Source organism: Chitinophaga niabensis (assembly GCF_039545795.1).
Lineage (GTDB): Bacteria > Bacteroidota > Bacteroidia > Chitinophagales > Chitinophagaceae > Chitinophaga > Chitinophaga niabensis_B.
On the sequence record NZ_CP154260.1, the window covers coordinates 3,773,129 to 3,799,647 of the forward strand.

19 protein-coding genes are annotated in these 26,519 nt (G+C 47.3%); 11 read left to right on the forward strand and 8 right to left on the reverse strand.

All coding sequences use genetic code 11. The features are described from left to right. Positions 1–131 precede the first annotated feature (131 nt). Positions 132–4,928, forward strand: a complete 4,797-nt coding sequence (locus tag AAHN97_RS14725; protein WP_343302798.1) for a translocation/assembly module TamB domain-containing protein — start codon at positions 132–134, stop codon at positions 4,926–4,928. Between the two features lie 181 nt (positions 4,929–5,109). Here the strand turns inward: AAHN97_RS14725 and AAHN97_RS14730 are convergent, their stop codons facing one another. Beyond that, positions 5,110–6,312 carry a bifunctional 3,4-dihydroxy-2-butanone-4-phosphate synthase/GTP cyclohydrolase II gene (locus tag AAHN97_RS14730; RefSeq protein ID WP_343302799.1) on the reverse strand — a complete coding sequence of 401 codons (1,203 nt, stop codon included), beginning with the start codon at positions 6,310–6,312 and terminating at the stop codon, positions 5,110–5,112. Positions 6,313–6,628: 316 nt separating this feature from the next. Here AAHN97_RS14730 and AAHN97_RS14735 point away from each other — a divergent pair, with 316 nt between their 5' ends. Beyond that, a complete protein-coding gene (locus tag AAHN97_RS14735) occupies positions 6,629–9,880 on the forward strand; it encodes a TonB-dependent receptor (RefSeq protein WP_343302800.1) in 3,252 nt (1,083 codons plus the stop codon). A 61-nt stretch (positions 9,881–9,941) separates the two neighbouring features. Here the strand turns inward: AAHN97_RS14735 and AAHN97_RS14740 are convergent, their stop codons facing one another. Next, positions 9,942–10,706, reverse strand: coding sequence for an alpha/beta hydrolase (locus tag AAHN97_RS14740; protein WP_343302801.1), 765 nt, complete (start codon positions 10,704–10,706; stop codon positions 9,942–9,944). 87 nt (positions 10,707–10,793) lie between these two features. On the opposite strand from AAHN97_RS14740, the gene AAHN97_RS14745 reads away from it, so the two are divergent. The 7 genes from AAHN97_RS14745 to AAHN97_RS14775 all read left to right on the forward strand — a co-directional run bounded on the left by AAHN97_RS14745 (position 10,794) and on the right by AAHN97_RS14775 (position 16,953). Then, positions 10,794–11,612, forward strand: coding sequence for a DUF695 domain-containing protein (locus AAHN97_RS14745; RefSeq protein WP_343302802.1), 819 nt, complete (start codon positions 10,794–10,796; stop codon positions 11,610–11,612). 103 nt (positions 11,613–11,715) lie between these two features. Beyond that, entirely contained in the window at positions 11,716–12,426 is a 711-nt protein-coding gene (locus AAHN97_RS14750) for an esterase family protein (protein ID WP_343302803.1), read from the forward strand. A gap of 3 nt (positions 12,427–12,429) precedes the next feature. After that, entirely contained in the window at positions 12,430–13,374 is a 945-nt protein-coding gene (locus AAHN97_RS14755) for an ATP-grasp domain-containing protein (RefSeq protein ID WP_343302804.1), read from the forward strand. A gap of 41 nt (positions 13,375–13,415) precedes the next feature. Continuing rightward, the gene (locus tag AAHN97_RS14760; RefSeq protein WP_343302805.1) at positions 13,416–14,516 is read left to right on the forward strand and encodes a carboxylate-amine ligase; all 1,101 of its coding nucleotides are present in this window, start codon (positions 13,416–13,418) and stop codon (positions 14,514–14,516) included. 13 nt (positions 14,517–14,529) lie between these two features. Then, a complete protein-coding gene (locus AAHN97_RS14765) occupies positions 14,530–15,351 on the forward strand; it encodes a type 1 glutamine amidotransferase (protein WP_343302806.1) in 822 nt (273 codons plus the stop codon). Beyond that, complete coding sequence (locus AAHN97_RS14770; protein WP_343302807.1) at positions 15,348–16,538, forward strand: hypothetical protein; 1,191 nt, start codon at positions 15,348–15,350, stop codon at positions 16,536–16,538. The genes AAHN97_RS14765 and AAHN97_RS14770 overlap by 4 nt, the downstream gene beginning before the upstream one ends. A gap of 19 nt (positions 16,539–16,557) precedes the next feature. Beyond that, positions 16,558–16,953: a RidA family protein gene (locus AAHN97_RS14775; protein WP_343302808.1), complete on the forward strand. Its 396-nt coding sequence runs from the start codon at positions 16,558–16,560 to the stop codon at positions 16,951–16,953. A gap of 33 nt (positions 16,954–16,986) precedes the next feature. Here the strand turns inward: AAHN97_RS14775 and AAHN97_RS14780 are convergent, their stop codons facing one another. The 4 genes from AAHN97_RS14780 to AAHN97_RS14795 form a co-directional block, all read right to left on the reverse strand. Next, entirely contained in the window at positions 16,987–17,292 is a 306-nt protein-coding gene (locus AAHN97_RS14780) for a rhodanese-like domain-containing protein (RefSeq protein ID WP_343302810.1), read from the reverse strand. Positions 17,293–17,322: 30 nt separating this feature from the next. Next, positions 17,323–18,150 (reverse strand): PASTA domain-containing protein, encoded by an 828-nt coding sequence (locus AAHN97_RS14785; RefSeq protein ID WP_343302811.1) that lies wholly within the window; start codon positions 18,148–18,150, stop codon positions 17,323–17,325. Positions 18,151–18,174: 24 nt separating this feature from the next. After that, positions 18,175–19,164: a D-alanine--D-alanine ligase gene (locus AAHN97_RS14790; protein ID WP_343302812.1), complete on the reverse strand. Its 990-nt coding sequence runs from the start codon at positions 19,162–19,164 to the stop codon at positions 18,175–18,177. Between the two features lie 109 nt (positions 19,165–19,273). Further along, entirely contained in the window at positions 19,274–19,621 is a 348-nt protein-coding gene (locus AAHN97_RS14795) for a 4Fe-4S dicluster domain-containing protein (protein ID WP_343302813.1), read from the reverse strand. 92 nt (positions 19,622–19,713) lie between these two features. Between AAHN97_RS14795 and AAHN97_RS14800 the strand changes: the two genes are divergently transcribed. Both AAHN97_RS14800 and AAHN97_RS14805 read left to right on the forward strand, forming a co-directional pair. After that, entirely contained in the window at positions 19,714–20,730 is a 1,017-nt protein-coding gene (locus tag AAHN97_RS14800; RefSeq protein WP_343302814.1) for an acyl-CoA reductase, read from the forward strand. A gap of 232 nt (positions 20,731–20,962) precedes the next feature. Then, positions 20,963–22,498, forward strand: a complete 1,536-nt coding sequence (locus AAHN97_RS14805; RefSeq protein WP_343302815.1) for a trypsin-like peptidase domain-containing protein — start codon at positions 20,963–20,965, stop codon at positions 22,496–22,498. Positions 22,499–22,793: 295 nt separating this feature from the next. On the opposite strand, the gene AAHN97_RS14810 is transcribed toward AAHN97_RS14805, so the two are convergent. Together AAHN97_RS14810 and AAHN97_RS14815 are read right to left on the reverse strand one after the other, a co-directional pair. Next, complete coding sequence (locus AAHN97_RS14810; RefSeq protein ID WP_074237512.1) at positions 22,794–23,555, reverse strand: LytR/AlgR family response regulator transcription factor; 762 nt, start codon at positions 23,553–23,555, stop codon at positions 22,794–22,796. Continuing rightward, positions 23,552–26,515, reverse strand: a complete 2,964-nt coding sequence (locus AAHN97_RS14815) for a sensor histidine kinase (protein WP_343302816.1) — start codon at positions 26,513–26,515, stop codon at positions 23,552–23,554. The genes AAHN97_RS14810 and AAHN97_RS14815 overlap by 4 nt, the downstream gene beginning before the upstream one ends. Positions 26,516–26,519 lie beyond the last annotated feature (4 nt).

Sequence of the window (26,519 nt, forward strand, 5' to 3'; positions counted from 1 at the left end):
GTATTGGCTACACTGCAAGCCGTATATCTACGCAAAACGCTTCTCAAGCGCGATATTCAATTGGCAGACATTTTGCGAATGACTACTTTTGTCGGATAAATCGGAGTTTCCTGAGAAAAGCACGTAAAATATTGACCATTACCCTGCTGACCCTGCTGGGTATATTATTATTGGTCAGCATCCTCATTAATATTCCTGCGGTACAGAACGTGTTGGTGCAGCAGGTTGCGCAACGGATTTCCAAACAGTTGCAAACGCGGGTGGAAATAGATCACGTGAACTTCCGCCTGTTTAACAGCATGCGCCTGGAAGGCGTTTATATAGAAGATCACCACAAGGATACCCTGCTGTATGCCGGGGCTCTCCAGGTGCGGATCACAGACTGGTTCTTCATCCAGGAAAAACCCATCCTCAAATTCGTGGGCCTGGAAAATGCAAGAATCAACCTCATCCGCCCCAGGAACGACTCCCTCTGGAACTACCAGTTTATTATAGATGAATTTGGCGGCAGCCCTTCCCCTCAACCTAAAACCACTAAAAAATCCGGCATTTCCCTGGACCTTAAAAAGGTAGACCTCCGCAGGGTAAACTTCAATATTATAGATGCATGGGTGGGAGAAGATATGCGCGTATCCGCTAACCGCATCTACCTGGATGCAGAACGGCTGGATCTTCGCGCCCACGATGTACTGATCAACCAGTTCCTGCTGGACAAACCTGTTTTCATTGTCAGCAGCTACCCGGCCTCCCCTCTCCGGAAAAAAAGATCCAGCCTGGTACAAACACCCCGCGTACCCGCAGATACCCTGAAACCCGTACCACTCCGCTGGAATGCGGATAACTGGAAACTGATCGTGAAATCATTAAATATTAACGATGGCCTGTTTGGTGTAGACAACCTGAAGGACACCATCCCTTCCACTCCCGGCGAATTCGACCCTTCGCATATCCGGTTTGGAGAAATAAACCTGTCCCTCTCCAATAGCACCCTGGTAAAAGACAGCATCTATGCGGACCTGAAACTCTCCACAAAAGAACGCAGCGGGTTTACCGTAAAACAGCTGAAAAGCCGTTTTAAAATGTCGCCGGTGGAAATGGAATTCAATAACCTGGATCTTGTTACCAATAATAGTCATCTTCAGGATTATTATACCATGCAGTACGGGGACCTGAGTGACATGAGCGATTATGTAGATGCAGTAACCATGCGCGCCAGGTTTCACAATACCCGCATCTCTTCAGATGATATTGCCTTTTTTGCGCCTCCCCTCTCCTCCTGGAAAACAGAACTGATGGTTAGTGGCCGTGTAGACGGCCCCGTTAGCAGGCTTTCTGCGGACAACCTGAATGTAAAGGGAGGCAATAATACCCGTTTCAAAGGGAATGTAAATATGCGGGGGCTGCCCTACATAAATGAAACGTTCATTGACTTCTCCGCACAGGAGCTAACCACCAGCGGGCAGGACCTCCGGCAATTCCTTCCCATCCTTAAAACCGTTAATACCATCCGCACAGACCTGATTACCCATCTGGCTTTCCAGGGTTCCTTCCTGGGGCTGGTGAATGACTTTGTGGCCTATGGTAAGTTCCAGACCAATATGGGCAACCTGAATTCTGACCTGAACTTCAAAACAAGCAAGGATGTTCCTATTTATTCGGGAAGTCTTACAGCAGATAATTTCAACGTAGGCATGTTGCTGGATAACAACATCGTATCCAATGTTACGATGAAAGCCAAGGTGAAAGGAGAAGGTTTCAATATTAAAACGCTGAAAGCATCTGTAGACGCAGATATCCAGAAGATAGGGCTCAGGGGTTATGAGTACGAGAACCTGAAAACAGCCGGTGAAATGAACAGGAAATTCTTCAATGGTTCTCTTACCGTGAATGACCCTAACCTGGATATGGATTTTGCCGGTACCATCGACTTTAACAGCCGCCTCCCCGTCTTCAACTTCTATTCTGAAATACGCAACAGTGATCTCAAAGCCCTGCACCTCACGGAAGACTCCATTACCCTGCAGGCTAAAGCAGACCTCAACTTTGCAGGTAGCAATATCGATAACTTCGATGGGATCGCGCGCCTCTATGATGTATCTCTTTTTAAGAATAAAAGTCGTGTTGAATTTGACTCCCTCTCCGTGATCACCAATATGGAGAACAACCTCAAAACCCTACGGATCAAAGGGAACGAGATCAATGGTTACGTGCAGGGTTCCTATAGCTTCATGGAGTTGCCGAATGCCTTTAAATTATTCCTGAACAAGTATTACCCCAGCTTCTTCATATCCCCTCCTATGGCCAATGCGGGGCAGGACTTTACCTTCTCTTTCGAATTCGGGGAAGTGGATAAACTGCTGCGGGCATTTACCAACGAGATCAAAGGGCTGGACGGAACACAGGTTTCCGGCGCGCTGAACACCCTCTCCGGCCAGGTAACCTTAAACGCGGCCATCCCTTATGCGGCCTATACAGATATAGGCGTACGTAACCTGATCCTGAAAGCCAACGGAGATTTTAATAAGATCAATGTAAGCACCAGCATAGGGCAGGCATTGTATCAAGACAGTACGGTATTCACCAATCCCCTCATCCTGGCAAGTTCCAGCAGGGATACTTCTTATGTGAAAGTAGACCTGAAAGCAGAAGACACTACTTCACTGGATGGTTTTTATGCCAGGGTAGTAACAGTAGGTGATGGGGTGAAAGTGAATTTCCTGAACAGCAGCTTTACTGTGAACGGCAAGCAATGGAGCATGACACCGGGTAATGAAGTGTATTGGAGTACACACTTCCTCACCGTACAAAACCTGCGCATTTCCCGTAACGCACAAAGCATCACCATTCAAACAAACGAACATAACCCGGATGAATCCCGCTTTATCATCAGCCTGAAAGACCTGAACCTGGCGGACGCAATACCTCCAGGCATTACAGACACCCGCATAGAAGGTTTGGCCAACGGCACCATCAATGTGGATGATCCTTTTAACAGACTGGGTGTGAACGCGGATATAAAAGCCAGTCAGTTACGGATAGATAATGATTCCCTTGGCCTGGTAGATCTCAAAGGCAGTTACGATAATCCCACAGGCCTGGTCACTTTTGACGTCAGCTCGAATAATGACCTGGCCAGTTTCCAGGCAAGAGGCAGCGTAGGTGTATCAGACTCCAACAGGGTACTGGATGCCACGGCGGAACTCAACAAAGCTTCCATCAGCCTGCTGGAAAAATACCTCGGCGCCTACGTGAGTAATCTTTCCGGAACAGCTACCGGAAAAGTATCGGTAACGGGCACAACAGACAAACCTTCTTTCCGGGGTTCTGTAAAAGTGGAGAACATTGGCATGAAAGTGAACTACCTGGGCACTTATTACAAGATCCCTTTACTCCATGTGCATAATATGGATGATAACCTGATAGAAATGCATTCTTTCACGATGTATGATAAATACAACAACTCCGCGAAAGTGAATGGCTTCATCAGTCACCAGAATTTCTACGACATGAATTTTGAGTTCGATGTACAGTCGGACAAATTCCTGTTCCTCAATACAGGTTCCGGTGATAACAATCTGTATTACGGAGATGTATTGGCGCAGGGCCGTGTATATTTCACCGGCCCCATGAACAACCTGGAATTACGTGTACTGGCCCGCCCGCTGCGTGGCACGCACTTTTACCTGCCTATTTCAGACAGTAAGGATATCGGTAAACGGGATTACATCCGTTTCAAACAATACGGTACTATTAAAGAAGAGCCTAAAAAGAAAAGTGATATCAAACTGAATGTGAAGATGGACATTGCGGCGAACCCGGATGCAGAAATAGATGTGATCCTGGATGCCACCACCAATGACGTGATCTCCGCCAACGGTACGGGTAACCTCACCATCAACGTGAACCTGGATGGTGACTTTACCATGTATGGTAACTATATCATCAATAAAGGGATCTACAACTTCTCTTTTGAAAGATTTGCCAACTGGAAGTTCGATATTGACAAGAACAGTACTATCACCTGGAATGGCGATCCCTCAGAAGCAAAACTGAACATCACGGCCAAATATTCGTTACCGAAAGTGAGCCTCTACAACCTTTCAACAGAAGCGCAATTTGGTACCAGCAGCAGTGGAGAAAAAGACAAACTGAACAGGCCGGAACGGGTGGACATTCTGCTATTCCTCCGCGGTTCACTGCTTCAACCCAATGTGAACTATGAGATCACATTACCGGATGTAGGCTCCCTGGCTTATGAAAGTGCCATTGCCTCCCGGTTGAAAGAGATCAACCAGGACCAGAACCAGGCTTTATACCAGATCTACTTTCTGCTGGCAGCAGGCCAGTTCCAGCCACCGGATGGAGGAGGCGCCAATATTGCCATTACCGGGAAAAACAGCGTGGGTCAGGCACTGAGTGCGCAGGCAACGGCTATCCTCAACAACTTCTCCAGCACCTTCCTGAAAAATGCAGGGATTGGCTTTAACGTTAACTACACCGCCTATAATTTCAATACGAATGTGAGCAACACTTTCGACAGGAACCTGGTAAGTGCAGGGATCACCAAAAACTTCTACAATAACCGTATTCAATTATATGTGGGCGGGGATTATGACTGGGGCCGTGTTTCCACTAACGCTTCCTCCCAGAACATTGCGGGAGACTTCAGGATTGAATACCTGCTTACTGCGGATGGCAGGGTGCGGATCAACGCATTCAGCAAAACGGACTACGATGCCTATAACTTCTACAACCGTACACGCAGCGGTTTGGGGCTGTCCTATGTGCGGGAATATAATGTGCTGAAGGAATTGTTCCAGGGCAGAACCCAACGGTTGTTGGGGGATAGCTTACGAAGAGCGGCGGCTATCAGACGGGAGGACCTGGATAGTTTGGGTAACCCGGTGAAGGATAGCATAAAAAAATAAGGAAGCCTTTTTTAAAAGACTTCCTTGTACAATATCATTCTTAAAGTAAAATCAGTGTTGGCCCGGGGATGCTCCGGGGTTGGCCCATGGATGGCCCGGGGTTGAGCCGTAGTTGATTCAAAAAACCGGTCAAATGCGGCCAAAACGGCCAAAGACATCAGCAAATGGCACAAATACCCGCTTAGCCCTTCAGGATCTCGTGCCCCATTTTATCCCTCTTCGTCTTGAGATACAATTCGTTATGCGGATTAGGAGACACTTCAATACCTACATTCTCCACAATTTCCAATCCGTAACCTCTCAAACCGGCCCGTTTCTTTGGGTTATTAGTGATCAGCCTGATCTTGGACACTTTCATATGACGCAGTATCTGTGCCCCTACACCATAATCCCTTTCATCCATGCCAAAACCAAGTTCCAGGTTAGCTTCCACCGTATCCCTGCCTTCTTCCTGCAGTTTATAAGCTTTCAGCTTGTTCATCAGGCCAATGCCACGCCCTTCCTGGTTCATATATAAAATAAGGCCTTTGCCTTCTTTCTCCACCATTTGCATGGCAGCCTGCAATTGTTCACCACAGTCGCAGCGCAGGGAATGCAGGATATCGCCGGTAAAGCAGCTGGAGTGCACCCTTGCGAGAACAGGGTCGCCTAATTCCCAGTCGCCTTTTTTCAGGGCCATGTGCATGTCCCCGGAATTAAGCTGCTTGAAGGCTACCAGTTCAAAATTGCCGTATTTGGTAGGCATTTGTACCCTAACCTCTTCTTCTATCAGGGTCTCCGTGCGGAGGCGGTATTCAATGAGGTCTTTAATAGAGATCAGCTTCAGGTCGAACTTGATAGCTATCTCCCGGAGTTCAGGGAGGCGGGCCATGGAACCATCCTCATTCATGATCTCTACCAGTACACCAGCCGGCTCAAAGCCTGCCAGGCGGGCCAGGTCTATTGTGGCTTCTGTATGGCCGGTACGGCGGAGTACACCGCCTTGTTTGGCCCGTAAGGGGAAAATATGACCGGGTTTTCCCAGTTCTTCCGGACGGGTATCCGGGTTAATGAGCGCCTGCACCGTTTTGGAACGGTCTGAGGCAGAAATACCGGTTGTACAGCCATGCCCTAATAAATCTACGGACACGGTGAATGGTGTTTGGTGTAAAGCTGTATTGTCCCTTACCATCAGTTCCAATCCCAGCTCTTCGCAGCGTTCCTCTACCAGGGGCGCGCAGATCAGGCCGCGGCCATGGGTGCTCATGAAATTGATGATCTCTGGCGTTACATTCCTGGCGGCTGTGATAAAATCCCCTTCATTCTCGCGGTCTTCATCATCCACCACAATCACCAGTTTTCCCTTCTTTATATCCTCAATGGCGGATTCAATTGTATCCAACATAATCTATGGTCTCGGTTAAATAAAAAGATGGGCAAAGTTACGCTTTAAAATCGGTTTTGGAGGAATAGACGTTAGGGGAGGATAGCATAGGGTAACGTCGGAAAATGGTACACATTATAAAAACATCAATTCGTCAATCTTAAAATTCTTATCCAGTTCTTAAACGTTTGCGCGTTAAACCTTGTTATTCTCATAAATTATCAAAGATCACCGGCAAGTAGCTTCAAAACCCTACTGTGGTAACAATTTGTTAATTTCAAGTTAAAGTTTCGAAAGCATATTTATTGATATTTGCAGGATCATCAAATCGTTTGTTATGGGAATTAGAAAACTACTCTATCTATGTCTATTATTATTAGGTGTTAATACCGCCTTTGCACAGGTAACTACTTCTGGTATAACAGGAACTGTTAAAGACGCAACCACTGGTGAAATACTGATCGGTGCAACAGTGAAAGCTGTTCACACCCCTACCGGCTCAGTTTATGGCACCACCACACAGGAAAGTGGCCGTTATAACATTCCCAATATGCGTGTAGGCGGTCCCTATACCATCACGGTAACCTATGTCAGCTACAAAGAAGAAAAGATTGAAAACATAAACCTTCCGCTGGGCCAGACCCTCCGGCAGGATTTCAGCCTGCAAACTGCCGCTACCGGCCTGCAGGAGGTGGTGATCAGCGGCCGCCAGGATAATACCTTCAACCCTTCCAGAACAGGTGCTGCCACCTTTATTAACAGAGACCAGCTGAATAAGCTCCCTACGCTGAGCCGCGGTATTTCCGACTTTACAAGGTTAACCCCTCAGTCCGGAAAGAGCCTCAACTTTGCCGGCCGTAATGGTTTATATAACAGCTTCACAGTGGATGGTTCTCTCTTCAGTAATGCTTTTGGTATCACTGACTTACCCGGAGGAGGCGCTAACGCACAACCTATCAGCCTGGACGCTATTGATCAGTTGCAGGTTAACCTGGCCCCTTATGATGTAAAACTGAGTGGATTCACCGGTGCCGGTATCAATGCCGTTACCAAAGGTGGAACAAATGAAATATCAGGGTCTGTTTACACCTTTATCCGCAGCAATTCCTTAACAGGAGGAAAAGTAAAAGGGCAAAGCGTTACGAAAGACGATTTTAACCAAACACAGGTAGGTTTCCGTATCGGCGGGCCGATCATCAAAAACAAACTGTTCTTCTTCATCAACGGTGAAATGGAAAGGCAGGATGCTCCGGCCAGTACACTGGTAGCCAATACAGGTACGCCAACTACAGATCCAAGAACATTACCTCCCGGCGTTTCCCTGGTGAATAAAACAGACCTTGAAACCGTAGGAAATATCCTGAGGACCAAATACAATTATGATCCGGGTGCTTACCAGGGTTTTTCTTATCCGCAAAACAACGACAAGATCACGGTACGTCTGGACTGGAACATTAACGAAAAGAATAAATTCACTTTCCGTTATTCTTATCTGAATGCATATCAGGATAAAGCACCCAGCGCCTCCAACTCCAACTCAGGCCGCGGGCAGAGCACTACCTCCATCTATTTCGAGAACATGAAATACCGCCAGTACAATAAGATCAATTCTTTTGTGGCGGAGTTGAACAGTTCGCTTTCCAATAAAATGTCCAATAACCTGTCTGTTACCTACAGTGCCTTCAGGGATAAAAGGGAAATATTCGGAAAACCATTCCCTGTTGTGGATATTGAACTGAATGGTTCCAACTACATCTCTTTTGGTTCTGAGCCTTTCAGCGGATTGAACGTACTTAACCAGGACCTGTTCCAGATCACTGATAATTTCAACTATTATGCCGGCAAACACACCCTTCTTTTTGGTGTAAGCGGTGAATACTTCAAATTTTCAAATGGGTTTGCTCAATTCCTGTATGGACAATATCGTTACGCTTCCCTTCAAAGTTTTGTTGATGCAACCAATGGTGTAGCCGGTGCTAACCCATCACTCTACCAGCTTACTTATTCTGCCGTGAAAGGTAATCCAACCCCCACCGCAGACTTGAATACAGCACAGTTCTCCGCATATGTACAGGATGAGTTCCAGGTGGCAGATAACTTCCGCCTCACATATGGTGTAAGACTGGATGTACCTTTCTATCCTTCCACCCTGCAAAGCAATCCGCTCGTGAACGCTATGACATTCCGGGATGGTGAGAAACTGGATGTGGGTAAATTACCGAAAGCACAATTGCTGTGGTCTCCCCGTATTGGTTTCAACTGGGATGTAATGAATAACCAGAAGTTACAGATCCGTGGTGGAACCGGTCTTTTCACCGGCCGGATACCTTTTGTATGGGCAGTGAACCAGGCAGGCCAGAATGGATTGCTGTTTGGTAATGAATTCCGCAACAACCCAACAGACAGGCCTTTTACAGATAACCCGAATGCCTATATCCCGGCTAACCCTTCCCTGCCACCTACTTATGCTATCAACGTGATAGACGGTGACTTCAAATATCCACAGGTTTGGCGCTCCAACCTGGCAGCGGATGTGCGTTTACCAGGTGATATCGTGGCTACCGTAGAAGGTATCTATACAAAAGATCTGAATGCAGTGTTCCACAGGGATGCGAATCTCGTTGCGCCAACCGGCACTTTACCTGGCCCCGATAAACGCCCTACATTCCCCGGTGGTAATGCCAACAGGATCAATTCATCCATTACCAATGCCATTGTACTGGATAACGTATCCAAAGGTTATTCCTACACCTTATCCGCTCAATTGTCAAAACAATTTGATTTCGGTTTAGGTGCCATGGTAGCTTATGCCTATACAGATGCAAAGGATGTTACATCCAGCCCCGGATCACAGGCAAACAGTGCCTATGCAGGGAACCAGATTGTAAATGATCCTAACATCCCCGTATTGTCTTACACCAACTTCCTGGTTAAACACCGCGTGGTGGGTACTGTAACTTACAGTGTGAAATATGCAAAATTCCTGGGTACCACACTTGCGGTGATCTATGAAGGCGCTCCTTATAATGATGGCTTCCAGAATTCACGCGTAAGTTATACGTACGGTGGTTCTGTTAACAGGGACAACAGCACTTCCAATGACCTGATGTATGTGCCAAGGGATGCTTCCGAGATTATCCTTATCCCGAATCAGACAAGGCCTAACACAGCTCCTGATACCCGTACTCCGGCGCAGATCTGGGACGACCTGAATACTTTCATCAATAACAGCAAATACCTGAGCAGCAGAAGAGGCCAATATGTAGAAAGGAACGGCGCAGACATCCCATGGGCTAACCGCTTTGATGTGAAACTGACGCAGGACCTGGATTTTGCAAAACTGGCACCTAAATCAAAAAGCAAACTGCAGCTTACCCTTGATATCATCAACTTCGGTAACCTGCTGAACAGCGATTGGGGTGTTACACAAACTGCAAATACTTCCAGCCCGCTAGCATTCCGTGACTTCAATGGTCCCGGTGGCCAGCCCCGCTTCTCTTTTGCGAAAGTAGATGCTCCTTTCAGAACAAACCCTGCCGTTGCTTCAAGATGGCAAATGCAGGTAGGTCTCCGTTATATCTTCAACTAATTTCATACACAAAAAAAAGCCGGGTCGTTATTGACCCGGCTTTTTTTTGCACTTGTGTTTATCAGGTATTCACTACCCATTCCAGGAATCCCGGCATTACACCAGCCCAGGTATGCAGATCATGTTTACCACCTTCCACAAGTGTATATTGAATATGTTTTCCTTTCTCATACCCTTTCTCTTCCAGGATCGCCACCAGGTCTTCTGTATCATCCACCGCGTCTATCTTCCCGTTAATATTCCTGTCTGACTTTTCATCCTCCGTACCTGCTTCAAAAAAGAAACGCAGGTCAGGATGAAAACGTCCTTCTTTCACCTGGCGGTGCATAATGCGGTGATTGGTATCCTCATTGGAAGAACGCCACCATAACGAACCGGAGAATACGCCGGCCTTGTGGAATTGCGCGGGATTATTCCACACAATGTCCAGTGCAGACAAGCCTCCCATGGAAAAACCGCCAAAGGTTTTATCGGGAAAGCTTTGATGATAACGCTGCTGCAGGAAAGGCAATAATTCCTTCAGGATAAAACGTGTATACAGCCCTGCTTTGCAGCCACGGCCCTGGTAATCCACATGTTTTGCCGTACCGTATTCCTGCAGCCGTTGCGGGCCTGCGTGCACAGCCACTACCCATAATGAAGGGTGAATGGTATCCTGCAATTGTTCCAGCATTGCGGGAAAACCTATCTCCGCCAGGTCCTGCCCGTCGTTCAGCAATAACAGGTGAGGCGTTTCGCGGGTATTGGCGGGCAGATAGCAATCGAAGGTCACTTCCCTTTGCAGGTAAAGTGAGAATTGTCCAAAAGATTCTTTCCTGGGAAGCATAAGCAGAAGGGTTATACACTAAGTTAGCAAAAACAATGCTAGAAGATTATGAAGAAATCGATATTTTACATGTAGAAATCCTATATGATGAATTTAGCTAAACTGACACATATCCTGTTGCTTTTAACCATCTCTGAAAACGCAGCAGCCCAGGTTGAAGATCATTGGGAATCTTATATAGCAGCCTACGAAAAGGGTGCCGGCATCACTTTGGTGAATATGAGCCTGAAAGAAAAAGCGCCGGTGAAAGAGCAGGGATTTGTGCTGATCACAGGGGTAACTTTCACCCAATGCAAAGACGGCCTTCCTTCCCCCGAAATCCAGGAAACGCTCCAATCTATCGATGATGCGCTGGTACGCCAGGTAAGCTTCCTGGGAAAAACCACCTTTGCCGGTAACTGGACGCATAACTGCGAACGCCTGAACTATTTCTACCTGCAGGATTCCATGGATGTACGGTTTTCGCTGCAGACCTTTTACAAAGACAATTTCCCGGATTTCAAATACTATATCAATATCCGCCATGATCCTGAATGGCAGGGTTACCTGCAGTTCCTCTATCCTAATGAGATCATCCTGGAACAGCTCAATGTATCCAAAGTACTGCATCAGTTAGCCGAAGGGGGAGACAAAAAGGAAAAAGAAAGACCAGTGGATTACAGCTTCTTTTTCGCCGACAGAAAGAACCGAAGCACTTTTATTGAAGAGATGAAGAAAGAAGGATTCCGGGTCACAGACGAGCCTAAAAAAGCCATTAGCAAAGAAGGTACCGGCCTGGTGACCATTTCCAAAAATGCCCTGCCGGATGCATCCACCATCAGCGGTATGATCATATACCTCCGTAAAAAGGCCGCTGCACTAGGTGGCGAATATAAAGGATGGGAAACCGTCCCCGTCAAAAACTAAATTTTCCCTGACCTTTGAGAAGCCATTATTTTTCATGAAATTCGTAGAGCCTGCAATGCCCCCGGGGCATCCAAGAAATATCCTTTTTCTAAAACCCGATCCCTTGACTGAAAACTATCATAAATGGCACTCTGAACATATTGACCGGGATTTCGAAATGCTGGTCTTCGGGGATAGCGGTTACCCGCTCATCCTCTTCCCCACTTCTATGGGCCGTTACTACGAAAGCAAAGACCGTGGCCTGATAGACTCTGTAGCCTGGTACGTCAATAACGGGCATGTGAAGATCTATTGTCCGGATGGCATTGATACCCAGAGCTGGTACAATAAACAGATCAGTCCTGCGGAAAGAGCACTGAACCATATGTGTTATGATGCCGTTATATTGAATGAAGTGATCCCCCGTGCCATAGCAGAAACCGGCCACAAGCGGGTAGCGATAGCAGGCTGCAGTTTCGGGGGGTATCACGCCGCCAATTTTGCGTTCAGGCATCCGGAGTTAGTGTCCTACCTGTTCTCCATGAGTGGTTTGTTTGACATCAGTTCCAGGATAGACGGGTATTACGATGATAATGTGTATTACAATAACCCCATGGACTTCATGCCGGATAATAAACATCCCGACCTCTGGAGGATGGGTATTGTGCTGGGCGCTGCGGAAAGGGATGTGACCCTCTCCCAGAACGAACAGTTCTCCGGCATCCTGTCCAACAAACAGATACAGCACTGGCTGGACATCAGACCCAATACCCTGCACGACTGGCCGGTATGGAGAGAGATGCTGCCACATTATTTGTCGTTCTTAAAGCCATGATCCATGATGAAAAAGATTGGAATCTTGTTTGGGCAGGAGAATACTTTCCCCCAGGCTTTTGTGGACCGCGTGAACCGCCACTGCGAGCCCGGCATGCATGCGGAGTTTGTGGTGATCGATAAAGCCCTGCAGGGCCAGGCGGGAGAATATGCCGTGATCATCGACCGCATTTCCCACGATGTTCCTTTTTACCGCGCATGGCTGAAAAATGCCGCACTGGATGGAACCGCCGTTATCAACAATCCCTTCTGGTGGAGCGCAGATGAAAAGTTCTTCAACAACGCACTGGCATTAAGCCTGGATATTCCCGTTCCGAAAACCGCACTGCTTCCCTCTTTTGAACTACCACCAGATACCAATGCCCGCTCTTTCCGTAACCTCCGGTACCCAATGGACTGGGATGCCATTTTTAACTATACAGGTTTCCCCGCTTACATGAAACCCTTTGCCGGCGGCGGCTGGAAAGATGTATACCGGGTGGCGGACAAAGAAGCCTTCTTCAAACTCCACGCACAAACGGGGCAATCTGTGATGTTATTACAGGAAGAAATATTGTTTGAAGAATATTACCGCTGTTACTGCATCGGCGGTAAACACGTGCGCATCATGCCATATGAACCCCGCAACCCACCGGCAGACCGTTATAAAGCAGGCTTCCAACCTGCTGAAAAACTGTACCAGGCCATGGAACATTATGTGCTGGCATTGAACCGCGCATTGGGTTATGATTTCAATACCGTGGAACTGGCTGTACGGGAAGGTATCCCTTACGCCATAGACTTCTGCAACCCCGCCCCGGATGCAGATGCTGTATCCGTTGGTGAAGAGAACTTTGAATGGGTAGTGAACACCATGGCACAGTACGCCGTAGAAAGGGCCAGGATACAGCAATTCGGGAAAGACAATCTTACCTGGGGAACCTATCTTAAAAAATCTGTGCAACATTGATCAGATAATTCGGACATTCACACCGTAACGCAATCTTATACATGAATTTTTCAGCATTTACATTAGGCATAGAAGAAGAATACATGGTGCTGGACCCACAAACCCGTGAACTCCGCTCCCATGAACAAAAGATCGTAGAGCAGGCACAGAAGGTGATCAAAGACAAAGTAAAAGCCGAAATGCACCAGGCCGTTGTGGAAGTAGGCACACAGATCTGTGCGGATATCCATGAAGCGCGGGAGGATGTGCTTCTCTTACGTAAAACCATCCACCAGATAGCCGGTGAACTGGGATTCAGTATCGGCGCCGCAGGCACTCACCCTTTCTCCCTTTGGGAAAAACAACTGATCACAGATCATCCCCGCTATTTTGCGCTGGTGAATGAAATGCAGGATGCTGCCCGTTCCAATCTCATTTTTGGTTTGCATGTGCATGTAGGGATGGAAAGCCGCGAGCTGGCCATTCACATCGCCAACAGCGCCCGGTATTTCCTGCCGCATATCTTTGCCCTCAGCACCAATTCCCCCTTCTGGGAAGGCCGCAATACCGGCTTCAAATCTTTCCGCACCAAAGTGTTCGATAAATTCCCCCGCACAGGGATCCCGGACTATTTTGCCAGCATAGAGGAATACGATAATTATATCAAACTACTGGTAAAGACCAATTGCATCGATAACGCCAAAAAAGTATGGTGGGACCTCCGGGTACATCCTTTCTTCAACACGGTGGAGTTCCGTATCTGCGATGTTCCACTCACCACAGAAGAAACCATCACCCTTGCCGCACTTTTCCAGGCGGTATGCGTGAAGATCTATAAACTGCGCATGCAGAACCTCAATTTCATCATTTACAACCGCGCACTGGTGAATGAGAACAAATGGCGCGCATCCCGTTACGGTATAGACGGTAACCTGATAGATTTCGGGAAAGAAATGGAAGTGAACACCCGCGCCCTGATCTATGAGCTGCTGGATTTTGTGGACGATGTTCTGAACGACCTGGGTTCCCGCGCTGAAGTGGTAGAGGGAACACAGCGCATCCTGGCCATGGGCACAGGAGCAGACAAACAACTAAAGGTTTACGAGGAACAAAATGGACTGGTACCGGTAGTTGATTTCATACAATCGCAGTTTCTGGCGTAATTTTGCAGCATACATGAAAGTAGCCGTATTAGACCTGTACGAGGGCGTACCCAATGAAGGTATGCGCTGCATCCGCGAATTGCTGATCGATTTTGCAGAAAAGCAGCAGATCCCCCTGCAGGTAAATGAATTTGAAGTGCGCCAGCAAAAACAGGTGCCGGACCTCTCTTACGATGCATACATCTCAACGGGGGGCCCCGGCAGCCCGGTAGACAGTGCCGGCAGCGAATGGGAGAGAGTTTATTTCAACTGGCTGAATAGTGTGCTGGCCTGGAACAGCGTACCCGGTAACCGCAAAAAATATGTATTCCTGATCTGCCACTCCTTTCAGATAGTATGCAGGTATTTTGAACTGGGACAGGTAGTACGCCGCAAGTCTCCCGCCTTTGGTGTATTTCCCGTGCATAAAACAGCCGCAGGCCTGCATGAACCTTACTTTTCCGGGCTGAACGATCCTTTCTACATTGTGGATAGCCGCAACTGGCAGGTGATCAGTCCTGATGAAACAAAACTAAAGGCCATGGGTGCAGAAGTGCTGGCCATTGAAAAAGAAAGGCCACATGTACCGCTTGAACGGGCTATCATGGCCATCCGCTTCAATGAATACATGACCGGTACCCAATTCCATCCTGAAGCAGATGCCGTTGGCATGCGCAAATACCTGATGTCGCCCGCCAAAAAGAAAAGGGTGACGGAAGAACATGGTGCAGAGAAGTATCATAATATGCTGGAACTGCTCATGGAGCCGGATAAGATCCTGCTCACCCATGATACCCTGCTGCCTGATTTCCTGCAGGATGCACTGCAACACCTATATACTAAAACGATCTCATGATCCCTGCTATCCGTCAGCAATACAACAGCCAATTCAGCTCCGGCGCATATGAAGCGCTGCTGCGGTCACTAACAGACATCACCGGTATAACCCCTTCTTTCCGTGTAGCAGAAACTCCCGTATTTGTGCCTGCAGCCCTTAAGCAGCAACTGATCGCAGCCGGGGATGCCGTGATAGAAGTAATACGCAGGAAAGATTTCAATGCACTCACGGAAATGGCTATCCCGAAAGGACAGGTGGTACCGCAGCAGGATGCACATCCGCAATTCCTGATCGTAGATTTTGCTGTTACGCAGGATGAGGCAGGCGCTTTATCCCCTCAGCTGATAGAACTACAGGGATTTCCCAGCCTCTTTGGATTCCAGGAACTACTCGCTGCACAATACCGGCAGCACTTTGATATACCTTCATCCCTGAACAACTTTCTCGGTGGTATGGATGCTGCGCAATACGAAACACTGCTCCGCAGAACCATCCTCAATGGACATGATCCCAAAGAGGTGATCCTGCTGGAAGTGCTGCCGCAGCAACAAAAAACACTGATCGATTTTGTGCGTACAGAACAGTTGCTGGGCATCCCCACCGTTTGCGTATCTGCACTGGTACTGGAAGGAAAGAAACTCTACTACGAAAAGGATGGGGAAAAGTTACCGGTAAAACGCATCTATAACCGCATGATTGCTGAAGACCTGGAAAAACACCGGGAAGAACTGGGTACCCTGATCAATTTTCAGCACGAAATGGAAGTGGAATGGGTGACGCATCCCAACTGGTATTACCGCATCAGCAAATTCCTGCTGCCATATATCCAGGGAGCTTATGCGCCGAAAGCAGGTTTCCTGCATGAAATAGCGGTATTGCCAAAAGACCTGGAAAATTATGTATTAAAACCCCTGTTCTCTTTTGCCGGACAGGGTGTGATCATTGATCCCACACCCGCAGATATAGATGCCATAAAAGATCCTGAGAACTGGATATTACAACAGAAAGTAAATTACGCGCCTGTGATCAAAACGCCCAGCGGTCCGGCTAAATGTGAGATCCGCCTGATGTATTGCTGGCCGGATGATGCAGCTGATCCTATACTCACACATAACCTGGCCAGGCTCAGCAAAGGGAAGATGATAGGCGTGAATTATAATGCGGATAAAGACTGGGTAGGTGGAAGTAGTTGCTTCTTTGAATAAGTCATAAAACACCCTCCATATGCAACGTTTAAACATCAGTTCAGGAGCGCCCTGGGAAGCGAAAGTTGGTTATTCCCGCGCAGTGAGGATCGGTAATGTGGTGGAAGTATCCGGCACGGTTTCCCAGGACGGGGATAAAGTGATCGGTATCAACGATCCTTATGAACAAACAAAACATACCCTTGCTAAAATTGAAGCAGCATTGGTGAAAGCAGGCGCTTCTCTGCATGATGTGATACGTACGCGTATATACGTAACCGATATCTCTCAATGGGAAAAGATCGGGCGTGCGCATGGTGAATTTTTTCAGGCTATCAGGCCGGCCACTACGATGGTGGAAGTGAGTAAACTTATCAGTCCGGAATTACTGGTGGAGATTGAAGCTACTGCGATTGTACCTTCTTCCAAAGCATAAAAAAAGGCCGCTTTTACAGAGCGGCCTTTTCAATTATTTAATGACTTCGCGCCATCTCATCATTCCTCCCTGCAGGTTCACCACATTACTGAACCCCATTGTTTCCAGCAGCATAGCTGCCTGACCACTGCGGTTACCGCTTTTGCAGTAAACGATCACTTCTTTATCTTTCAGGTCTTCGATTTCATCTATCTGCATCGCGCGCACGTCCCCAAGCGGTATCAGAATTCCACCGATGTTGAATTCGTCATGCTCATGTGGTTCACGAACGTCCACGATGTTTAGCGCCTCACCATTGTCCATACGCTGCTTCAGTTCTTCTGCTGTTATGTTTTGCATGATGCTTTTATTTTTTACAAAGATAATATATTAGTTTTCTTCAGCCGGTTTCTGCACCGGAGCCAGCGTACTGTCTTTCACCGGGCGGGTGGCAGAGAGCCAGAGGTCCACACTTTCACCGGCACGGATCAGGTTCAGTTCGTGCAGTTCATTCCTGCGGGCAGGGCTTTGCTTAAACACAAAAGCACCCAGGGTATCTGTTACGCCGCCGTCTATCAGCACCGTACCGATATTGAGGTTGCTGGCCGCCAGTACTTCCTTTGCCTCCATATAGGTAAGCCCTACGATTTCCGGCACAGGGTTTTCCATACTGCCCGTACCACTGCTCAGCACCAGGGTAATATTACTGCCCTCGGGGATCTCCTTCCCGGGTTTGATGGGTTTACCGTTCAGCAATTGCTGTAATACCGTATTGGTAGCAAAATCAGGTTTATAGATCGTATCCCCGATATTCAGGCGGCGGGCACGCAGCGTCATTTCTGCACTGCGGAAGGTAAGGCCTTCCAGGTCAGGCATCGGTACCATGGGCGGCACCACTTTATTGACAGTGAGGTATACCGTACGGCCCACTTTTACCACATCCCCGCGTTCCGGTGTTTGCTCATATACCAGCAATGCCGGCATTGTATCAATATAGATGGAATCCCGTACTTCCACATCAAATCCCAGGCCTTCCAGCGAAGTGGTGGCATCTTTAATGCTTTTCCCCCTTACATCCGGTACGGTCACCACCTCGCCATGGCGGGTGAGGAAACCGAGCGAAAAAAAGAAGATGAGGCCGATCAGCACAATTAACCCGATGATGACCAGCAGGTTATAGCCAAAGGAGCGTTTAGTTATCTTATCGAATAGTTTCATAGTTTGTATGGATAGATGCCTTATTTAGTGATTGCTTAGGCATTCTTCAATAAGCATGCCGTAAAACGCCTGTAAAGTCATGCCTGCAGCGCGTACCTGCTGCGGCACCAGGCTGTTTTCACTCTGGCCCGGCATGGTGTTTATTTCCAGGAAATACACATTTCCGGTTCCTTCTTCCAGGATAAAATCAGCCCGTACAATGCCTTTGCAATTCAGGCGGTGGTATAACTCCTTACCGGCAGTACGGATATGTTCCGCAGCTGCTTCCGGAATTTCAGCAGGGGTTACCTCATTGGTGATGCCCGGCGTGTATTTCGCTTCATAATCAAAGAATTCCTTGGTGCTGCGGATCTCCGTGAGGGGTAATACATGCAGTTGTCCTTTTGCAAAGAACATTCCACAGGTCACCTCCGTGCCTTTGATGAATTCTTCTATCAATACCTGGTTATCTTCTTTAAACGCTTTGATGATAGCCGGCTCCAGCTCCTCTGCTTTATTCACTTTGCTCATGCCGATGCTGCTGCCCCCTTCTGCGGGTTTCACAAATACAGGCAAACGCAATTGCTGCAGGATAGCGGTAGTATCATAAGGTTTATCCCGGAAGATATGCGCGGAACGGCTCACTTTCACCACATCCAGTGCCGCCACTACCTTATTGCAATAGCTTTTATTAAAGGTTAATGCGGAAGTTACCATGCCACAGCTGGTGTAGGGGATCCCCAGCATTTCAAAATAACCCTGCAGGCGGCCATCTTCTCCCGGCGTACCATGGATACCAATGAACACTGCATCAAACGCGATCTTCTTTCCGGCAATGCTGAGGCTGAAATCATTCTTATCTATTGCATGTACCGTACCATCAGGGGCGGTGTAATTCCAGGCTTCCCTGGTGATAATGATCTTGTAAACAGTGTACAAAGCAGCATCGATGTTCTTTTCGATCACTGCGGCGCTCTGAACAGATATTACATATTCTCCGGAATATCCGCCGGCTACCAGGGCTATATTTTTCATCATAAAGACATTAACAGTAAGGCAGCAAAAATAAGAAGGTAAATGAGTAAAAAAAATCCGGCCTGGAATAACCTGGCCGGACGGGTATGATCAACTTGTCATTTGCAGTTTAAAGATGCAACCTGGATTTCTTCTCCATCAGTTCGTCTACTGTTTCCTGGTACATTTCATCAGGCACGCAGCAGTCTACCGGGCAAACGGCCGCACATTGAGGTTCCTCATGGAAACCCTGGCACTCTGTACATTTATTGGGAACGATATAATAAGTATCCACACTTACAGGCGCATTACGCTGATCAGCATCTATCACCGATCCATCCATCAGTGTAAAGGACCCTTTAACGGTAGTACCATCAGCCATTGCCCACTCTACACCGCCTTCATAAATAGCATTATTAGGGCATTCCGGTTCACATGCGCCGCAGTTTATACATTCGTCTGTTATCTTAATTGCCATGTTTCAAACTTTTAGTTTAGGTAGTAAGCCATTAATTTTGCTCCAAAAATAGAATATCTTCAATTAAAAATACTCAATTTATTTTCCGGGAAATGATGGAATTATCGCAAAAATTAACAGCACTGCAGCGCCTGGGAGCGTATATGAGCGGTCAGGGTACGGAAGAAGAGCGGGAAACCCTGCAGGAAGTGAAGCAAAGGGCGTATGTGCAAAATGGCTGGTTTACCCCGGAATTCATTGATCTGGCTATCAGTAACATCTGCCAATATTACCTGGATAAGGATAAACTGCAGCAATGGCTGACTGCCTATCCCGGATTCGGTAAACCTGCTCAGCCAAAAAAGGTAGGGATCGTGGCCGCAGGGAATATTCCCCTCGTAGGGTTCCACGACTGGCTGACTGGTTTCCTCAGCGGGCATGAGATACGTATTAAACTCTCCTCGAAGGACAGTGTGCTGCTTCCCCACCTGCTGAACAAGCTGCAGGAATGGTATCCTGAAGCGGCGGCATACACCTCCATACAGGATATGCTGAAAGACTGCGATGCTTACATCGCTACAGGCAGCAACAACTCCGCCCGCTATTTCAACTATTATTTCGCCAAATACCCGCATATTATCCGCCGCAACCGTACATCCGTTGCCGTACTTCAGGGAGATGAAAGCCCTGAAGAGCTGGAGGCACTCGCAGATGATGTGATGTTGTATTTCGGATTAGGCTGCCGGAACGTAACCAAGGTATATGTGCCGGAGGGATATACATTCGGCCCGCTGCTGGAAGCATTCACAAAGTATGCTTACATGGCAGACCACAATAAGTACAAGAACAACTTCGATTACAACCTCGCCCTGTTCCTGCTGAACTCTACCCCCTGCCTTACGAACGACAGCATACTGCTGCAGGAGAACGAAAGCATCTTCTCCCCCATCAGCGTACTGCACTACGGGTATTACAGCAACCGGGAAGAACTGGAAGAACAACTCAGGAAAAATGAAGACCTGCAATGCCTGGTAGCAAGGGATGCTATTCCATTTGGCCAGGCGCAGAAACCTTCACTGAGCGATTATGCAGATGGCGTGGATACCGCGGCCTTCCTGCATTCCCTCTAGCAAAATGACATTAAAGATTGTTATACTGACAGGCATTGCCATACTTTTGGCAGTGCCTGCAGCGTTTAATTTAAGGAGCCTTTAACGAATCCCATAAATATCTGTTAAATGCTTCCATGTTACAACATATATCCTCCGTTCCTCCTTAATTTTGTGTGACAGGCATGTAAATTGATTAACTTAAGCGAAGGATTTTCCTTATCAATTTGACCCTTTTAAAATCAAGGCACATATGAGATTCCAGCAAGTTGCCGCCACTTTTTTAATCAGCGTACTTACAGCCGCAGGGAGCATATTTGTTTACAGCAAATATTTTGCACCAAAACCGGAAGGCACATTCCAGAACGGTTCAAACGACATCCCTGTGAATTACGCCAAATACATGCCCGGTGCCATTCCCAACGATAACCTGACGCCACCTACGGATTTTCAGCAGGCAGCGAAAATAGGTACACCGGGAGTTGTGCATATCAAAACAAAGATCAATCCCAAGCAGGTGAACAATAACCTGCAGAAAAGAAGGAGTTTGATCGAAGAGTTCTTTGGAGAGCAGTTTGACGAAGAAGAAGGCGGCCGCCGGTATTATATACCAGGCCAGATGGCTTCCGGTTCCGGCGTACTGATCTCGGATGACGGGTTTATCGTTACCAACAATCACGTGGTGGACGATGCGGATGAAATTTCCGTGACCCTCAGTAATAATAAAACGTACACGGCAAAGGTGATCGGTACTGATCCGAATACAGACCTGGCCGTGATCCGGATAGACGCCAATAACCTGCCTTACCTGCTCTATGGTAATTCAGATGAGATACAGGTAGGCCAGTGGGTACTGGCAGTAGGTTATCCGCTAAACCTGGAAACCACGGTAACAGCGGGTATCGTAAGCGCCAAATCGCGTGCAATAGGCATCAACACCCGGCAGCGCAGGTCAGCCATTGAATCCTTTATTCAAACGGATGCAGCGGTGAACCAGGGAAACAGCGGCGGCGCGCTCATCAATACAGCCGGAGAGCTGATAGGGATCAATTCCGCTATTGCCTCTCCAACAGGGGCTTACGCAGGTTATTCCTACGCCATCCCGGTGAACCTGGTGAGAAAAGTAGTGAATGACCTGATGAAGTTCGGAAATGTGCAAAGGGCTTACCTGGGTATTGAATACCAGGACCCTTCCCAGATGTCCGAATCCCAGTTACGTGCATTGAACATGAGCAGGGACCTGGCAGGCATCAAGGTACTGGGTGTTCCGCCCACAGGCGCTGCGGCGGCGGCCGGCATTAAAGAAGGAGATATTATAACAAAGATAAACGGGGTGAATACCTCTTCTGTTCCTGAATTAATGGAGCAGATCAGCCGATACAAACCAGGTGACAAAGTGAGTATAAACTATACGCGCAATGACAAAGAGTACACGGCCAGCGCAATCCTGAAGAACCTCGACGGGAATACGGGCATTGTAAAGCCAGGTGTACTCGATTACCTGGGGGCTGAATTGAGGCCTTTACCAAAAGAAATTGCCCAGCGCCTGGGTATGGAAGGCGGCGTGATGGTCACCAATGTTAACAGCGGGATCATTAAGAAACAAACGAATATGAAATCCAATTTCGTGATCCTGAAAGCAGGTAATGCGAAGATCGAATCTGTAGATGCCCTGAAAAGTGCTTTACAGGGAAAGAAATCAGTGAGGCTCGAAGGATTTTATATGACGGACCGCCAGGCGAATATTTATTACTACGATCTTGATCTGAGTAATAGTGTAGCATTCTAAGAGTTTTCATATAGGTTTTATAGGTTAGGATTAAAGGCTTCCCGCTTCTCGGGAGGCCTTTTTGTTTGGCCTGAAAATAAAAAGCCTCCCGCAAGCGAGAGGCCTTTATTATGATCATCATCGCAAAGAGCTTACTACAATGACCATATATCCTATGAAAACCCTATACTAAATGTAGGATTATATGTTATACCGGAACAATACGAGTTGGTAAACGTCAAGAAATAACTCGTTAACGGCAATAAAGTTGCGGTGAAAAAATTCTTCAAGTATAAATATCCGAAAAGATGCGGGGTTAGAGGTTGATCACCCCTTTCAGTTGTGTAAAGAATTCGTCCTTCTTACGGGAAGATATGGGGATGTTCTTTTGGTCGCTCATAATCACGGCGGTACCTAATCCTTTGATGATCTTTACGATATGATGGATATTGATGAGGAAAGACTTGTGAACACGATAAAAACCTTTATCAGATAACATCTCCTCATACTCCTTCAGGGACTTGGAAATGAGATGGGACACGTTATTGATGAGCTGTATTTTGGTGTAGCTGTCAAAAGCTTCGCAGTAGATGATATCCTTCAGGTCAATAACGTTGTAGCCGTCATTCACCGGTATAACGATCTTGGAGAACGCATTATCGTTATTCTTAACATAATCCTTTAAAATGGAAGCCAGTTCGTTCAGACGGCCTTTTTTGCTCCGCTTCACTTTCTCCAATGCATCTTCCACCTCACTTACCTTGATAGGTTTGAGCAAATAATCCAGTGCCGCAAACTTAATAGCCTGAAGCGCATATTCCTGAAACGCTGTTATGAAAATTACTTCAAAGTTGAGGACAGGGAACATCTCCAGTAGCTGAAACCCGTTGTGCGGGGGCATTTCAATATCCAGAAACAATACATCAATAGGGTTATTTTTGATCATTTCCGCGGCCTCATGGATATTTTGTGCTTCGCCTATCACCTTTACATCCTTGCAGTAATTCTCTAAAATGTTTCGAAGGATATGTATGTTGCGGACCTCGTCGTCAACAATGGCAGCTTTAATAATACTCATAACATCTTTACAATGGGAATCAGGATTTCAACCAAGGTACCTTCCTTGTTGCCGAATCCAGACTTAAATTTATCAATAATTTCTAACTTTCCAACGCTTCCATTAAAAGATTTAATAATCTGGAGCCTTTCCCGGATTACGCTCAGGGCGGTGGATTCATGTTTTGCCAGCTTTCCGCTCTTGATATTGTTGGCATGCTCCCAGCCTATGCCGTCATCGTCAACGGCACAATAGAGCAGGTCTCCATGCATCTCAAGCTTCACCAGCAGGTGCCCGCTCCCGTTTTTGGGGGCAAGGCCATGTTTGATGGCATTTTCTAAAATTGGCTGAATGAGCATAGGCGGAATGTATACGGTATATTCCTTGAGTTCATCACTCATTTCGAACTTATAAACGAAAGAATTAGCAAAACGGATCTTTTCCAGCTCAAGATAGCGGGCAAGGAAGGCAATCTCATCTTCCAGGGAAATATACGATTTCCTGGAATTGTTGAGCATCTGGCGCATGAGCGTGGCAAAGTCTGCCAGGAAGTTCAGGGCCTGTTTCTCTTCTTTTTCCAATATCAGGTGCTGCACAGAATTGAGGGAATTAAAGATGAAGTGCGGGTTCATCTGGTTAGTAAGCGCCTTTGCCTCCAGTTCTGCGATACGCCGGTTATACTCCGTTTTCCGCTTCTCTCCTCCTTTAATCCTCCCTATTATATAACGGAGTATCAATATGATAGCTAATAAACCCAGCAACACCAGGATACCTCTCGCCCACCATTCCTGGTACCATTGCGGTAAAATGGAAATGGTCAGGGACACGGGTTCACTCCAGTTGCTCTTATACTTACGGGCACGGATCAGCAGTTTATACTCTCCCGGCTGCAGTTTAGGGTAAGGTATAATATTACTCATGGTGGTCACCCAGCCACCGGAAGTATCGTTGGAGAAATTATACTGGTATTCCACCAGTTCCGGCAGATCGAATGCAATGGCGCCAAATTCTACCTCAAAGGTGCTGCCCCTTTCATATAAATGACTGAAATAAGGATAAGCCGGGAAACTGCTATCCCCGTAACGTATGGCATTCAGGTATACGGTTGGCGGGAAAGTATCCACGGGAATATGGTCCCGGGAAAAATAACACAGTCCGTTGGAAGTAGCTACATATAAGGTATCGCCGGAGTGGCAAAGGCCCCGGATATCGTCACTCATCAGACCATCGTTGGAGGTGATGTTGCGCAGCAGCACCCGTTCTTTTGTATCGATCACGGATACACCACGATTGGTAGCCACATACAACCTGCCCTGCCCATCGTAATACAACTGCTGGCAGATATCGCTTACCAGCCCGTCGAACACTTTAAAGTGCCGGATGATCTGGTTATTCTTCAATACAAAGATCCCCTGGTCGCTGGTGCCTATCCAGAGATATCCGTCTATCCACTGCAGGTCTTTGATACTCTGGCTCAGACGCGGGTCTTGCTGGATGGGATATGGCATACCTCCATTACTGAAATACAGCCCGCTGCCGGTACCCAGGTAATAAGAGGTATCACTGAGGCAGGCAATAGAGGTGATGAGGGTTTCCAGCACGCCCAGATCCGTGGGTTTGAAATCCAAACCACTTAACACCTTGCTGCGGGTTACCACCCTTAATTTGCCGGAAGGTGTCATCTCCATATCTTTCACCGCCTTCATGTTCAATATCTCCCTTGGTTTTTTATACCCAGGGGCATACTGATAGATGCCGTTATCTGTGCCGATCAATACCTCCTGCCCATGCGGCAAAGGCAGAATACCGAAAATGCTGTTCCGGCCAAGCGTGGAATCCATCGTCAGGCGGCTAATAGCACCGTCCCCGTCCATGGTATTCAGCATACCGGCATTCTCTCCGATATACAGGAGGCCGTTCCGCTTGTCTTTATACACACTGTAAACAGAATGGGAATAAAGACCATTGGTATTATCGAAGTAACCGAAATAGAAATGTTTGAAAGGAATATGATACACCCCGTCTCCATATGTTGTGATCCAGATGTTACCGTCCCGGTCGTTCAGAATAGAGGTGATGTAGTGGTTATACAGGAGTTTACTGATCTTCTTTTCTCCTTTGAAATAATCGCGTATCAGGTACAACGCACGCTGGCTGCCTATCCAGAGATTATCCCGGTCTATACAGATGCTGCTGATCTCCTCCGTGATACCCCAGTCTTCCCCTTTGAAGAAAGGAATGATGTCTTTCGGGGAATAAGAATACAGCACATTATCCGTAATGATCACAGGTTGTTTTTTGATCCTTTCCTTAAACACGGGGGCCTGCACAGGAGAAAGCGCCGTGAGGAAGATCTTCTGGTCACGATTGTTACTGTCTTTTACACTGGGAAAGTTCAAGGTACGCTGCAGGGAACGGTAAACGGTTTCTGTTCTGAGGAAGAAAAACACGTCTGTCTGCGATGTTTCTGAGGTCTCGGGTTTATTGCCTGAGGTACCTAGTTTACCAAGAGAGGTTTGGCGTCCATTGTAACTAAAAACGCTGCCTGCGCTGTTCAGGAACCAGGTAACCCGGGCATTGTCCTCAAAAGCGTATTGTATATACTGGCTCCGACTGTTGAAACGGAGCGATGTATCGTTCTCCTCGTTGTGTATGCCGGGTTTGCTATAAAAAGAAGGTTTTCCGTTATTGGTGAAGAACCATACCCTTCCCCTGGAATCGGCGGCCAGTTTGATCACGTCATTATCCGTGAGGCCGTCTTTTTTGGTGTAATTGCGGAAACGTTTTCCATCAAATTTGCTGACACCGGTGGGTGTGGCAAACCAGACGAAACCTTCGGCATCCTGTACGGCGCCATATACAGTAGCATTGGCAAGCCCATCCTTTACATTATAATTGCGGATCACCAGCCCCTGTGCATCTGCGATGCGGGAAAAGGCCAGGAAAAAAAGCAGCAATGTTATATAACGGATGGCTTGCATCAAC

Excerpts from the sequence above, each read along its gene's own strand:
- AAHN97_RS14730 (WP_343302799.1), bottom strand. The coding sequence starts at position 6,312 with ATGTTGGATACAATTGAATCCGCCATTGAGGATATAAAGAAGGGAAAA.
- AAHN97_RS14735 (WP_343302800.1), top strand. The coding sequence starts at position 6,629 with ATGGGAATTAGAAAACTACTCTATCTATGTCTATTATTATTAGGTGTT.
- AAHN97_RS14740 (WP_343302801.1), bottom strand. The coding sequence starts at position 10,706 with ATGCTTCCCAGGAAAGAATCTTTTGGACAATTCTCACTTTACCTGCAA.
- AAHN97_RS14745 (WP_343302802.1), top strand. The coding sequence starts at position 10,794 with ATGAATTTAGCTAAACTGACACATATCCTGTTGCTTTTAACCATCTCT.
- AAHN97_RS14755 (WP_343302804.1), top strand. The coding sequence starts at position 12,430 with ATGATGAAAAAGATTGGAATCTTGTTTGGGCAGGAGAATACTTTCCCC.
- AAHN97_RS14760 (WP_343302805.1), top strand. The coding sequence starts at position 13,416 with ATGAATTTTTCAGCATTTACATTAGGCATAGAAGAAGAATACATGGTG.
- AAHN97_RS14765 (WP_343302806.1), top strand. The coding sequence starts at position 14,530 with ATGAAAGTAGCCGTATTAGACCTGTACGAGGGCGTACCCAATGAAGGT.
- AAHN97_RS14770 (WP_343302807.1), top strand. The coding sequence starts at position 15,348 with ATGATCCCTGCTATCCGTCAGCAATACAACAGCCAATTCAGCTCCGGC.
- AAHN97_RS14775 (WP_343302808.1), top strand. The coding sequence starts at position 16,558 with ATGCAACGTTTAAACATCAGTTCAGGAGCGCCCTGGGAAGCGAAAGTT.
- AAHN97_RS14780 (WP_343302810.1), bottom strand. The coding sequence starts at position 17,292 with ATGCAAAACATAACAGCAGAAGAACTGAAGCAGCGTATGGACAATGGT.
- AAHN97_RS14785 (WP_343302811.1), bottom strand. The coding sequence starts at position 18,150 with ATGAAACTATTCGATAAGATAACTAAACGCTCCTTTGGCTATAACCTG.
- AAHN97_RS14790 (WP_343302812.1), bottom strand. The coding sequence starts at position 19,164 with ATGAAAAATATAGCCCTGGTAGCCGGCGGATATTCCGGAGAATATGTA.
- AAHN97_RS14795 (WP_343302813.1), bottom strand. The coding sequence starts at position 19,621 with ATGGCAATTAAGATAACAGACGAATGTATAAACTGCGGCGCATGTGAA.
- AAHN97_RS14800 (WP_343302814.1), top strand. The coding sequence starts at position 19,714 with ATGATGGAATTATCGCAAAAATTAACAGCACTGCAGCGCCTGGGAGCG.
- AAHN97_RS14805 (WP_343302815.1), top strand. The coding sequence starts at position 20,963 with ATGAGATTCCAGCAAGTTGCCGCCACTTTTTTAATCAGCGTACTTACA.
- AAHN97_RS14810 (WP_074237512.1), bottom strand. The coding sequence starts at position 23,555 with ATGAGTATTATTAAAGCTGCCATTGTTGACGACGAGGTCCGCAACATA.
- AAHN97_RS14815 (WP_343302816.1), bottom strand. The coding sequence starts at position 26,515 with ATGCAAGCCATCCGTTATATAACATTGCTGCTTTTTTTCCTGGCCTTT.